The organism is Pseudoalteromonas sp. NGC95, from assembly GCF_015864705.1.
GTDB lineage: Bacteria > Pseudomonadota > Gammaproteobacteria > Enterobacterales > Alteromonadaceae > Pseudoalteromonas > Pseudoalteromonas arctica.
In genome coordinates this window covers 34,766-47,976 of the sequence record NZ_JADYWR010000012.1, presented here as the reverse complement: position 1 = coordinate 47,976, position 13,211 = coordinate 34,766, and the positions used below count along the sequence as shown (strand labels likewise).

Here is a 13,211-nt window from a genome sequence, read left to right as displayed (position 1 = left end):
CTAGTTATGTAGTTGAATTAACATTTCACTGGGGGTTTTATTAAAGTGGCGTTTAAATTCGCGGCTAAATTGCGATGGGCTGGTATAGCCAACCTTTAATGCAGCTTCGTTGGCTTTGCTTCCACTACTGGTTATAAGCTCTTTAGCCTTAGCTAAGCGTACTTTTTTTAAATACTGCAAAGGTGACTCAAACGTTACTTGCCTAAAAGCACGATGGAACGACGATACGCTCATGTTTACATCTTCAGCCAACCCCTCAACTGTAATTTGATTGGCATAACTACTGTGCATAGTTGAGAGCGTACGGGCGATACGCGCATAATGCCCATCATGCATAGCAAGCCCTATTAAAGTATGTCCTTGTGGGCCACAAAGTACACGATATACCAATTCTTTTACTATATCTTCGCCAAAAACGTCAGCCTCAATGGGGTTATTAAGCACGCTAAGTAAACGGTGGGTTACTTGCTCCATTGCGCCATCTATTTTAGCCGATTGAACGCCACTCATTTGCCCAGTGGTGAATGGCTTATGTGTACCAATTTGGTTTACTAATTTATGTAACATTACCGGGTTTATATCTATAACAATCCCCATAACAGGCAGGTTGTTATCGGTAAAAGCTTCGCATTCAAGTGGCACTGGTACACCTAAAACAAGGTAGTCGCCTTCACCATATTTTATTTGATGATCAGGAAAATGAATTATCTTATGTCCTTGCCCAACAATAATAATACCTGAGTTATATATAAGTGGCTGGCGCGGCGAGCTTTTACTTGCACGATGAAAATACACACCTGGAATAATGGTTTCCATGTTGCCTTCAAAGTTAAGTAAATTATTGTGCTCTGCAAATTTTTGCATCATGTTGGCTATTGAGGACATTAAAACTTCTACTATCGTACGAATTTTGCGTAAAATATCAATCCTGACAGTTTTAGGCAAGCTTTTGCGAGTTATTGGGCTTTTTTTATGTTTGTTTTGCCACTAATATGCACTCATTGAAGTTTAGCTTAGTTAGTAACTAAGCATTCTATTTAGTATTTAACCGTCACTTAGGAGCAAAATAATGAAATTTAGCTACGTAAACCCAACACTTATCCAGTTCGGCCAAGAACAAATTGCCTCACTAACTGATTTGATCGCAAAGGATCAAAAGGTACTTGTAGTGTACGGCGGCGGTTCAATTAAAAAGAACGGCGTGTACGACCAAGTTGCAGCAGCACTTGAAGGCTTTGACTGGGTTGAGTTTTCGGGTGTTGGCGCTAACCCAACTATAGAAGTACTAGACCAAGCAGTAAAAATTTGTAAAGAACAAGGTATCGACTTTGTACTAGGTGTAGGCGGCGGTTCAGTAATCGACGGCGTTAAATACATTGCAGCATCTGCAGTTTATGATGGAGAAGGTTGGGATATTCCTACTGGTAAGCACACTATTACTAGCGCATTACCAATTGGTGCAATATTAACATTGCCTGCAACGGGTTCAGAGTCTAACCAAAACTCAGTTGTGAGCAAAGAAGCAACAAAGCAAAAACTACCGTTTGCATCACCAGAAGTACTTCCTAAATTTGCGATTATGGACCCTGATGTAATGAAAACATTACCACAGCGCCAACTTGTGAATGGATTAGTAGATGCATGGGTACATACCTGTGAGCAGTACCTAACATTCCCTGAAACAGCATTGGTTCAAGAAGGTTACGCAGAGGCACTTTTAAGAACGCTTAAAACACTGGGCGATAACTTTGAAAACCAAGACGACGCATGGCGTGCAAACCTTATGTGGGCAGCTAACCAAGCACTTAATGGTTTAATTGGTTCTGGTGTATCGCAAGATTGGGCAACACACATGATTGGCCACGAGCTTACAGCTGCTTACGGCGTTGATCATGCTCGTTCACTTGCTATTGTTCAGCCTTCTTTATTACGTAACCAGTTTGCAGTTAAAAAAGCAAAACTTGAGCAGATGGGTAAAAACGTATTTGGTCTTGAGCAATCTGACGACTTAGCTGAGAAAACAATTTTAGCAATCGAAGCGTTTTACCACAGCCTTGACGTAGCGACCCAGCTTACTGAACATGGCGATGATAAAGCAGCGGCGATTGACAATATTATTAATAAACTTGAAGCGCACGGCATGCTAGCACTTGGTGAAAACCAAGCTATTACGCTTAAAGAAAGCCGCGAAATTTTAGAGCAAGCAGTTGCTTAATTTTCAAAGCTAAGCGCTTACTTAAATATACTAAGTTTTAGCGTTAATAAAAAACCGTCAACCTTTAGGTTGGCGGTTTTTTTATGGTTTATTATAAATACTGCGTTGCTAATTAACCAATAAAGTCTGTATTAATGTTTTTTAATGATGATAGTAAACTGTGCTCAACGGTTAGAAAAAATCTAACGATTAAATAAATTAAAACAGGACTAAACTCATGAAATTACTAAACACATTACTTAGCTCAAAAGCAGGCGTAGCAGCATTAATTTTACGAGTACCAGTTGGCCTTATTTTAGCGGCGCATGGTGCACAAAAACTATTTGCTTGGTTTGGCGGTTACGGGCTTGAAGGTACAGGTCAATGGATGGCAAGTATTGGTTTAGAGCCTGGCTATTGGTTAGCAATGATGGCAGGTAGCGCTGAGTTTTTTGGTGGCATTGCATTAGCAATTGGTTTGTTAACTCGCCCAGCTGCTGTAGTTGCCGGCTTTACTATGATGATTGCTATTTTTAGCGTACATATTAGTAATGGCTTATTTATGGCAAACAATGGCTATGAATACGCATTAACGTTACTTGTAGTAACTGTAGTTTTAGCAATTCAAGGAGCGGGAAGCTTTTCGCTTGATAACGTATTAGCTAAAAAACTCGCTAAAAAATAGAGTTTTTTAATTAGAAAAATAGCGGCCAATTTGGCCGCTATTTTTGTAGGTTAACTACTAAATTATTTAGCTGAAAAAGTTAAAGAATAGCTGTACTGCTTTTGCTCAAGTAAATACTCTTTATGAGTACTTGGGCTCCACGAATCATCGCCACCTACACCCATATGCTGATGATCAATGTGTACATGTACGCAATCATCAGCAATTAGTTCGTTAGTGTGTTTTGCTTGCGTTAGCGTACTTTGCGAATACTCGCTGGCTGCAAACAAAAACGCGCCAGTTACAGTTAAGTTATTAATACTCAGCAATTGGCAATCGCTACGCAGGCCATTATCAGTTGGAAATATATACGGTGTATGTAGCTCATTTAAGCTCAAGCTGTAATAACCTAAACGTGCTGCGGCTTTGCGATCTGGGTAGTTTTCAAAAGGCCCTAAACCTAGCCAGTTTATTTTTGTATCGCTTTGCTTGTTAAGCGTTGTACTTAGCCCTATACGCGGCATTGGTGGCAGAGTGTCGTTTAAGTGCACGTCAATGTTTAAGCTAATATTGCCGGTATTATTTAGTGTATATAGCCACTGTGTTTGAGCCTGTAGCACGCCATTAAATTCGTAATTAAATACACAAGTAATACGTACATCAACGCTTGATTGCACTGCGTGAATTGAGCTGCATGTGCGCTGCCATTGCCCTATACCTGCACGTAACCAACGAGCCTCCCATGCATTGGGGTCTAGATTGTCTACTTCGCTTACACCAATGTCGTTATCAAGTGGGGCACGATAAAAGTTATCAACCAGTGGGCTACTAATAACCTGAGTATCGTTTTGTAACCACTGCTCTATAAGCCCTGATTGCTTGCTAAAAATAAGTTTAAATTTATCGTTTTCAATACTTAGTTGAGAGTCGGTTTCATTAATTCTTATAGCGCTTTGCTCTGTAGCTGATGCAAATGACTTACTGCTTAAATTGTTACTATTTATAAGCTTAAACTGCTCTGAATCCATAACGTGATTAGCGTTTGCAAAGTGTGAGTCGTTAACTAATGCTACATCTAAATTAAGGTAATATTGCGCACCTTGCTCAAACGCTGTTTTAGTTTTAATAGTTAACGTGTGCGTACTTTGCGGGGCAATATTAAGTACATGCTCGCCTTGCTCAACACAGATGCCATTTTGCATTAGTTGCCAAACCAGTTTTTCGTTATCGGTGTGTCTAAATACGTAATCGCTAAATACATCAATGCTGTATTGATTTTTAGTTTGCTCGCGCAATGTAAATTGTAAATGTTGCTGGCTGTATTTAGCCTCAAACAGGCTAGGGTGCGGCGTGCGGTCTGGGAACAATAACCCGTTTATACAAAATTGACGGTCATTTAGTTCATCACCAAAATCGCCGCCGTAAGCCCAATAATGCTTGCCGTTTTCGTCAGTTTTAGATAAACCTTGATCTACCCAATCCCATATAAAGCCACCTTGCAGGCGTGGGTATTCTCTAAATGCTTGCCAGTAATCATCAAAGCTACCTAGGCTGTTGCCCATTGCATGGGCGTATTCACATAAAATAAGCGGGCGAGTTTCACCTGGTAGGCTTAGCCACTTTTTAATAGAGTATTTAGGTACCGCATCGTCTTTAATATCGGTATCTACACGGGCGTACATTGGACAAATAATATCGGTAGCCGTTGTATTTGCGCCGCCGCCTTCGTATTGCACTGGGCGAGAGGGGTCAAAGCTTTTTGACCAGCCGTACATCGCATCATGATTTGCGCCGTGTCCGCATTCGTTGCCCAATGACCAAATAATAATTGAGGCGTGGTTTTTATCGCGCTCAACCATTTGTGTATAACGCGACATAAATGCACCAGCCCACTGCGGATCGCTTGCAAGCCTGCCCATAGGAAACATGCCATGGGTTTCTATATTTGCTTCATCAACTACGTATAAACCTAGCTGGTCACATAGCTCATAAAAACGGGGATGATTAGGGTAGTGAGCAGTACGCACGGCGTTAAAGTTATTTTGCTTCATCAGCTTAATATCTTCAATCATATCGGCGGTAGTAACTGCATGACCGTTTTCTGGGTGGTGTTCGTGGCGGTTAACACCGCGAATAAGTAGCGGCTTGCCGTTTACACACAGTTGCCCGTTAAGCATTTCTACTTTTCTAAAGCCAATGTCGTAGGCTTCAACATCGACGGTATTGCCATGCTCATCAAGCAGACTTACAACGCAGCGGTATAAGTACGGGGTTTCGGCGGTCCATTTTTTAGGGCTTTGTATATCAATTGTTTGAAATACAACATCGCTCCAGCCACCTTTTTCATCAACACGTTTATTGTTAGTACTTTGAATTTGTGGCTCACATAGTGGTGTTTTATCATCAAAAATTTGCACTGCTACTTGGTAGTTATTCGGCGCATTAATCGCCGTTTTTATATGTAGTGCTGCATCGCGATAGCAAGCGTCTAAATCGGGGGTTATAAACACATCACGTATTTGGTTTTGTGGTTTTGTAAGTAAGTTAACATCGCGAAAAATACCGCTTAGCCACCACATGTCCTGATCTTCTAAATAACTGCCATCGCTCCAACGAATAACCATAACGGCAATACGGTTAGTGCCTGCAACTAACAGTTCGCTTAAATCAAACTCGCTCGGTAAACGGCTATCTTGTGAATAACCCACCCACTGTCCGTTACACCACAGGTGAAACGCCGAGTTAACGCCTTCAAAAATAATATGATTACGTTGAGTTAGCTGACTTTCGCTTATATTAAATTCAGTACGGTAACAGCCCGTAGGGTTATCGCTTGGTACAAATGGCGGGTTAACTGCAAATGGGTATTTAACATTACAGTAAATAGGTTTATCAAAGCCATGTAATTGCCAGTTAGAAGGCACTGTAATGCTTTGCCAGTCGCTGTTTAGTGTTTCACTTAACAACGATTCATCAACCGCTTCGGGTTTATCAAATAATTTAAAGTCCCATTGCCCATTTAAACACTGTTTTTGTGATTGTGTGTTAGTACGGGCATGCTCTAACGTTTTAAAACCATTGAGTGGGCTGTGCGCTTTTACTTGATTAACTTGTACTGAAATTGGGTTTTCCCAATCTCGGCGATTAATTATGTGCTGTAAAGAGGTCATGTTTATCCTATTGCATAAGCGGGCAATTATAATGTGCTAAATATAGCTAAAAATAATCGCAGGGGTTATGCTTAAAGCTCTCCTTTATTTATCCAAAACTATCATTGTAATTATGCGCTATAACATTAAAGACATACTCGATATTGGTCCGCGCTGTATAGAACGCTTTATTGATTCACAAACGCTCGCACAAATGCCAAACCTTGAAATAGCACTTGCGGGTTGCTCAAACCTATCGGGTCCTTATTGCGTAGCACGCTCAGCACCGCTAGAACATACACTTTTTTATACGCTTGCAGGGCAGGGTAAATTAACAACACAAAATGAGCAGTATACACTTAATGCCAATACACTTATTGTGCTACCAGCAAAGCAAAGCTTTGAAGTGAAAATTGATGCTGAACATTGGGATGTTATTTGGTTAAACCTTGCAAATACTAAACGTTGGCAGCATTTAAACTTAGCGCAAGCACTGGTACTAACCGAGCAAAAACTTGAACCGTTACACCTTGCTATGGAGCTTTTATACAGCGAGCCTAATGCTAATTTACGCGAAAGCGTAACGCCTATTTTAAGTCATTACTTAAATGCTACGCTGCAAAATAACTCACAGGGTGCGGCGCATAACCGTTTAATTAGTCTGTTTGAAGAGGTAGACAAGCGCTTGCAGTTTGATTGGACAATAGAGGTAATGTGCGAACATGTGCATTATTCATCGCCGCATTTACACCGTTTATGCCAAGCCCAATTTGGTAAAAGCCCAATACAACAACTTATTTATTTACGCATTGAGCGAGCTAAAAACTTACTGTTAAACACGGCTTGGCCAATTTCGCATGTGGCAAGTTATGTGGGGTACTCTAATATTTTTAATTTTTCCAAACGTTTTAAGAAGTCGGTAGGTGTGTCGCCAAGCGAATTTAGGAAATAACGTTAGCGGCTCTCTACATTTGAATAAATTTAAGGTATTGTGCGATTTCTTAAATTGCATTTTAGAGTTTTAGGTAGGTAATGCGCTCAAACCGTTTTTTAATAGTGATATTATTAGTGCTTGTACATAGCTTTATTAGCTGTGATGGTGCTGCGTATCATTTGCAAGAAGACGTTGATCACGTAACCAGTTCGTTATCGCAAGGCGACTCCACAGCCGATGATAACCAAAGCGATAAGACATCAACTACCGAGATTCATGCCCACCAACATTGCCATTGTGGCTACAACAGCACCTCTAGCCATTCAATAAGTCCAGAGCAAAGTAAAGCAACTTCGCCTGCGTGCTATAACGGGTTAAATTACCCGCCAGATGTACCGCCACCAAATTTTTATAGCTAGCTTTTAATTTTAAATACTTTGTAAAAAACTGCCTGCGCTTGTGCGCTATTAGGCTAGTTATTTACATATTTAGGTTGCTTGATCGCGCTTGTTTTTAAAATAGGCGTAGTGATTAAGTTAACTCTGTTTGTTAAAAAACGGACACGCTATATGAATAAAAAACCAATTATGCTGGTGGCGCTACTGTGCGCATTACCTGCTTTTAGTACTTTGGCGAATGTTAAAACATTAACCCTTAAGCAGGCACTGAGTAATACCGAACAACAAAATCTGGTATTAAAACGCTACCCTTATCATCAAAAAATATTGAGTGCGCTTAAATCTCAAGCTGCTCTTTCGCCTAATCCTGTATTGAATGTTGAAGCTGAAAACTTACTGGGCACAAACAAGGCGCGTGGCATTCAAGGCGCTGAAATAACGCTTGGGCTTAGCCAACTAATAGAGCTGGGCGATAAGCGCCAAAGCCGTATTAATTACGCAACCGCCAATATTAAAGCCCAAGCAATACAGTATCAAAATACCCGTTTAGCCTTATTAGCAACCACTGCTGAGCGATACTACCAAGGACTTAAATTTCAAACATTATTAAGTTTAAATAACGAGCGTAAACAGGTAGTTACTCAAGCGCTTAAAGCGATTGAACAAAGAGCTAATGCGGGTGCTGCGTCGCAAGCTGATGTAACGCGCATGCGTTATGCACTTAGCCAAGTAGAGCTTGATAAAGCCATGCTTAATAGTGAATTTGAGCGAGCAAGTTTATCGCTTAACGAGCTGTGGAGTGAGGAGCAATCCTACGATACTTTTGCTGGCAATATTAATGCAATTACTGCGCTTAAATCAGCGCAAGCACTTTTAGATGCGGTTAACCAAGCCCCTGAATTTGCATTATTACAACAGCAATATTTACAGCAAACAGCTAATTTAACACTGCAAAAAGCAAACGGACAAACCGATATTAATGTAGGGGGAGGCGTGCGCTATAACCAACAAAGCGACTCCAGCTCATTAGTGTTTTCGTTTTCTATGCCACTGCAATTAAGTAATTCAAATAGCGGAAATATTGCAGCTGCAAATAGTCAGCTCATGCTTTTAAATGAGCAGCAAGGGCAATTGCGCATCCAGCTACGCCAGCAAGTACGTACTTTGTACGCTTATTATCAAGGTCGAGCTAATCAGGCAAAGCTATTATCTGATCAAATTATTCCTCAGGCACAAACATTGATTGAGCAAAGCTTAAAAAGTTATCAACGCGGACAAATTTCGGTGTTGCAATTGCTTGATGCTCAACAAGCACTTTTTGATTCTAAACGCACACTTATTACCACTCACGCAGAGCTGTACCAAGTGCTACTTACTCTTGAGCGTTTAACAGGCCAATCTTTAATTGAGACTCATCAATCATGAATAAAAATATAATCGCATTACTAGTATCACTTTCGTTTGCCAGCAGCTTTGTAAGTACACATGCATTTGCCTCTGCTGAGCATGGCGAGTCAGGTCATAAAGAAACAGAACAAGACGAGCAAAAGCAAGGTCCACACGGCGGCTTTTTATTAACTGATCCTAAATTAACCCTTGAGCTTAAATTGCAAGAATTTGCAGGTAATGTTGAGCTGCGCGTATACGGCTATAAACAGAATAAGCCAATTAATATAAACGACTTAAACATAACAATGAGTTTAAAGCGCTTAGTTGAAGCGCCGCAAAATATACAGTTTGCAGCTGAGGGCGACTACCTTGTGAGCACGCAATCAATTAACGAACCGCATTCGTTTGCACTTACCGTTACTGCTAATTATAACGGTGAGAGCATTAGCTATGAGTACGATCAACACGAAGGGCAAACTACGCTAACAGAGCGAGCTATTGAGCGCGCAGGTATTAAAACCGAGATAGCGCAAAGTGGTGAAGTGGATATTACCGATACGCTTTTTGGCGTTATTGCACCAACACAACATGGCACGGTAGAAGTAATGGCGCCGTATACAGGATTGATCAGTGATATTTTTGTAAGCATTGGTCAAAACGTTAAAAAAGGCGAAGTACTTGCCAATGTAACCAACCGGGAAACACTGCAAAACTATCCTATTAAAAGCCCAATTAGTGGCGTTGTAACCGAGCAATACTTAAAGCGTGGCGAGCTTGCAAGCACCAGCGCACTTATGCAGGTAGTTAACCTTGATAAAGTATGGGTTGAGTTATCGGCTTTTCCTGAAAACATTGAAAAACTAGCCATTGGTCAAAGCGCTAAAGTGTACGACTTGCATCATCATTTAAATACGCAAGGCAAAGTGTTTTTTATAGCCCCAATGATGACTGGCGGGCACATAGCGCGTGCCCGTATAGAGCTTAATAACCCAGACGGGCATTGGCGCCCAGGCATGCATATAAATAGCGATGTAAGTGTGGCTAAAATAAATGCCAGCGTGCGTGTAAAGCCACAAGCAATTCAAGAATTTAACGGTCAACCCAGTGTGTTTGTTCGTAAAAATAATGTATTTGAAGTGCGCCCCGTTACCTTAGGTGCAAAAAATAGTGAGTGGGTAGAAGTACTTACAGGCTTAAACGCAGGTAGCGAATACGTAACAGACAATAGTTATGTCATTAAAGCTGATATTTTAAAAAGCGGCGCAAGCCACGCTCACTAGGAGGCACCATGATTAATTGGATAGTTTCTTTTGCGGTTAAACGCCGCATGCTGGTGCTTGCGCTTACATTTTTATTTGCTGGATTTGGTGTATACAACATTCAAAATTTAGCAGTAGACGCAGTACCCGATATAACTAACGTACAAGTGCAAATTAATACCAAAGCGCATGGTTTTACGCCATTAGAGGTAGAGCAACGCATTACTTATTTGGTAGAAACCGCCATGGCGGGCATACCTAAGCTTGATTATACCCGTTCGCTTTCGCGTTATGGGCTTTCGCAAGTAACGGTTATTTTTAATGAAGGCACCGATATTTATTGGGCGCGTCAGCAAATTGGTGAGCGTATTCAAAGTATTCGCTCCGACTTACCTAATAACGTAGAGCCAAACTTGGGTCCTATTGCCAGTGGTTTAGGCGAAATATTTACTTATAGTGTGCACGCCGCGCCTAATGCGTTAAAAGAAGATGGCACTGCTTACAACGCCGAAGACTTACGCACTTTGCAAGATTGGGTTATTCGTCCGCAGCTTTTAAAAGTAAAAGGCGTTACCGAAATAAACAGCCAAGGTGGTTTTGAGCGCCAATACCAAGTAGCGCCAGTGCCCGAAAAACTCATTGCCTATAAGCTTACTATTAGCGATGTAATTAGTGCACTTGAGGTTAATAACAGTAACCGAGGCGCAGGCTATATAGAGCGCTTTGACGGGCAATATTTAGTACGCTCGCCTGGGCAGCTTAAAACCATTGATGACATAGCCAATACCGTTATAGCTAAGCGCGACGATGCACCTGTACGCATTAAAGATGTGGCTAACGTGCTTTTAGGCAAAGAGCTTAGAACCGGCGCGGCCACTTATAACGGCGAGGAAACCGTGCTCGGCACCGCCATGATGCTAATTGGCGAAAACAGCCGCATAGTGGCAAAAGCTATGGCTGATAAGTTAGTTGATGTGCAAAAAAGCTTACCCGCTGGCGTTATTGTTGAGGCAGTTTACGACCGTACTACTCTTGTTGATAAAACCATAGCAACCGTGCAAACCAACTTATTTGAAGGTGCCATTTTAGTGATAGTAATTTTGCTATTACTGCTGGGTAATGTAACGGGCGCGCTTATTACGGCAATGGTTATTCCGTTGAGTATGTTGTTTGCCGTTACAGGTATGGTAGGTAATCGCGTATCGGGTAACCTAATGAGTTTAGGCGCAATCGACTTTGGTTTAATTGTTGATGGTGCTGTAATTGTAGTTGAAAACTGCCTGCGCCAATTGGGTGTAGCTCAGCATAAACATGGCAGGCTACTTACTTTAAACGAGCGTTTAAATGTAGTGACCGCAGCCACCAAAGAAGTATTTACACCGGCTGTATTTGGCATTGTTATTATTATGCTGGTTTACTTACCTTTATTTGCACTAAGCGGCGTTGAAGGCAAAATGTTTCAGCCAATGGCGTTTACTGTAGTTGCGGCGTTAATTGGCGCGCTTATATTTGGCGTTACATTTGTACCTGCTGCTATTGCAGTGTTTGTTCGCGGTAAGGTTGATGAAACCGAAAACGCAGTCATGCGCGGCGTTAAAAAAGTGTATAAGCCATTACTTGGTATATCGCTTAAATTACCGTGGCTGATGGTGGGTATTGCCACGGCATTAGTATTGGTGCTTGGTTTTAAAGTTAAAAACATGGGCGCAGAATTTTTACCGAAACTTGATGAAGGCGATATTGCTATGCACGCGCTGCGCATTACCGGCACTGGTATTGAGCAATCTGTGCAAATGCAAAAAGAGCTTGAGCAAGCCATATTAGATCAGCCTGAGGTTGCTAACGTATTTTCAAAAATTGGTACTGCCGATGTAGCAAGCGATCCTATGCCGCCCAATGTTGCCGATACTTTTTTAATACTCAAACCGCAAGATGAGTGGCCTAATCCAGCACTTACTAAAGCAGAATTGGTTCAGCAAATTCGTACCCGTGTTAACGATGTCCCTGGTAATAATTACGAATTTACACAACCAATAGAAATGCGCTTTAACGAGTTAATTGCTGGCGTGCGCGCCGATGTGGCACTGCGTATTTATGGTGACGACTTAAGCGTACTTAAAGAGTTTGGCGAAAAAGCCACAGGGCTAATGCGTAATATTGCAGGCGCTACCGATGTACGTTTGGAGCAAATGGAAGGATTGCCAACACTTTCGGTAACACCAATGCGCGACCACATGGCGTTATTGGGTTTAAGCGTAAACGATATTCAACAGACACTTGCCGCCGCTGTTGGTGGTGTGCAAACCGGACTAATTTTTGAGGGCGATAAACGCTTTTCGTTATTAGTGCGCCTTGATAAGCGTTGGTCTAGCGATGTATCAGCACTTGCTCGTTTGCCAGTTGCTTTACCTAAAGATAGTAACCCAGAACTTGCATTTGTACCGCTTGGCGAAGTAGCAACAATCAGCATTGAAAAAGGGCCTAATCAAATAAACCGCGAAAGTGGTAAGCGCAATGTAGTAGTAACTGCCAATGTAGAGGGGCGCGATTTAGCAAGCTTTGTAAGTGATGCGCAAGCGAGCATGAATGAATCACTTAATTTACCAAGTGGCTATTGGCTTGAATACGGCGGCACGTTTGAGCAGCTACAATCGGCAAGTAAGCGATTGTCGTTGGTTGTACCGGTCACTTTACTGCTTATATTTGGCTTACTGTATAGCGCCTTTGGATCGCTTCGTGATTCATTGATTATATTTAGTGGTGTGCCACTGGCATTAACGGGTGGTGTGCTTGCGTTATTGCTGCGCGATATGCCGCTTTCAATATCAGCAGGTGTCGGCTTTATTGCCCTAAGTGGTGTCGCGGTATTAAACGGCGTAGTTATGCTGTCGTTTATAAAGCAGTTACGAAGCGATGGTTTAAGTTTGTTTGATGCAATTCACAGCGGTGCATTACAGCGCTTGCGCCCGGTACTGATGACGGCGCTGGTGGCAAGTTTAGGCTTTATACCTATGGCGCTTAATTCGGGAACGGGTTCTGAAATGCAAAAACCTCTCGCGACAGTAGTGGTTGGCGGGATTATTTCATCAACTTTACTGACACTGTTAATATTGCCTGCGCTTTATAAGTTAGTACATTCTAAATTTACTAAAAAAGCAGAAGCTGAATTAGCTTAAATACTAGCTATTAATAATGTAATAAAAAAAGCAGCTGTACTTACAGCT

9 protein-coding genes are annotated in these 13,211 nt (G+C 41.6%); 7 read left to right on the top strand and 2 right to left on the bottom strand.

Annotated elements, in window-relative coordinates; translation table 11 throughout:
• Nucleotides 1–885 (bottom strand): AraC family transcriptional regulator, encoded by an 885-nt coding sequence (locus I6E70_RS12320; RefSeq protein WP_024589735.1) that lies wholly within the window; start codon nt 883–885, stop codon nt 1–3.
• A 184-nt stretch (nt 886–1,069) separates the two neighbouring features.
• Between I6E70_RS12320 and I6E70_RS12315 the strand changes: the two genes are divergently transcribed.
• Nucleotides 1,070–2,215, top strand: coding sequence for an iron-containing alcohol dehydrogenase (locus I6E70_RS12315; protein WP_165725737.1), 1,146 nt, complete (start codon nt 1,070–1,072; stop codon nt 2,213–2,215).
• Nucleotides 2,216–2,432: 217 nt separating this feature from the next.
• Nucleotides 2,433–2,879, top strand: a complete 447-nt coding sequence (locus tag I6E70_RS12310) for a DoxX family protein (protein ID WP_101216754.1) — start codon at nt 2,433–2,435, stop codon at nt 2,877–2,879.
• Nucleotides 2,880–2,941: 62 nt separating this feature from the next.
• On the opposite strand, the gene I6E70_RS12305 is transcribed toward I6E70_RS12310, so the two are convergent.
• Nucleotides 2,942–6,028 carry a beta-galactosidase gene (locus I6E70_RS12305; protein WP_197188822.1) on the bottom strand — a complete coding sequence of 1,029 codons (3,087 nt, stop codon included), beginning with the start codon at nt 6,026–6,028 and terminating at the stop codon, nt 2,942–2,944.
• A gap of 112 nt (nt 6,029–6,140) precedes the next feature.
• On the opposite strand from I6E70_RS12305, the gene I6E70_RS12300 reads away from it, so the two are divergent.
• The 5 genes from I6E70_RS12300 to I6E70_RS12280 all read left to right on the top strand — a co-directional run bounded on the left by I6E70_RS12300 (nt 6,141) and on the right by I6E70_RS12280 (nt 13,163).
• Nucleotides 6,141–6,959: an AraC family transcriptional regulator gene (locus I6E70_RS12300; protein WP_197188856.1), complete on the top strand. Its 819-nt coding sequence runs from the start codon at nt 6,141–6,143 to the stop codon at nt 6,957–6,959.
• An 80-nt stretch (nt 6,960–7,039) separates the two neighbouring features.
• Entirely contained in the window at nt 7,040–7,360 is a 321-nt protein-coding gene (locus I6E70_RS12295) for a hypothetical protein (RefSeq protein ID WP_008135125.1), read from the top strand.
• 150 nt (nt 7,361–7,510) lie between these two features.
• Nucleotides 7,511–8,764, top strand: a complete 1,254-nt coding sequence (locus I6E70_RS12290; RefSeq protein WP_197188821.1) for a TolC family protein — start codon at nt 7,511–7,513, stop codon at nt 8,762–8,764.
• On the top strand, nt 8,761–10,008 hold the full coding sequence (locus I6E70_RS12285) for an efflux RND transporter periplasmic adaptor subunit (RefSeq protein WP_197188820.1): 1,248 nt from the start codon (nt 8,761–8,763) through the stop codon (nt 10,006–10,008). The genes I6E70_RS12290 and I6E70_RS12285 overlap by 4 nt, the downstream gene beginning before the upstream one ends.
• Nucleotides 10,009–10,016: 8 nt before the next feature.
• On the top strand, nt 10,017–13,163 hold the full coding sequence (locus I6E70_RS12280) for an efflux RND transporter permease subunit (RefSeq protein ID WP_197188819.1): 3,147 nt from the start codon (nt 10,017–10,019) through the stop codon (nt 13,161–13,163).
• Nucleotides 13,164–13,211 lie beyond the last annotated feature (48 nt).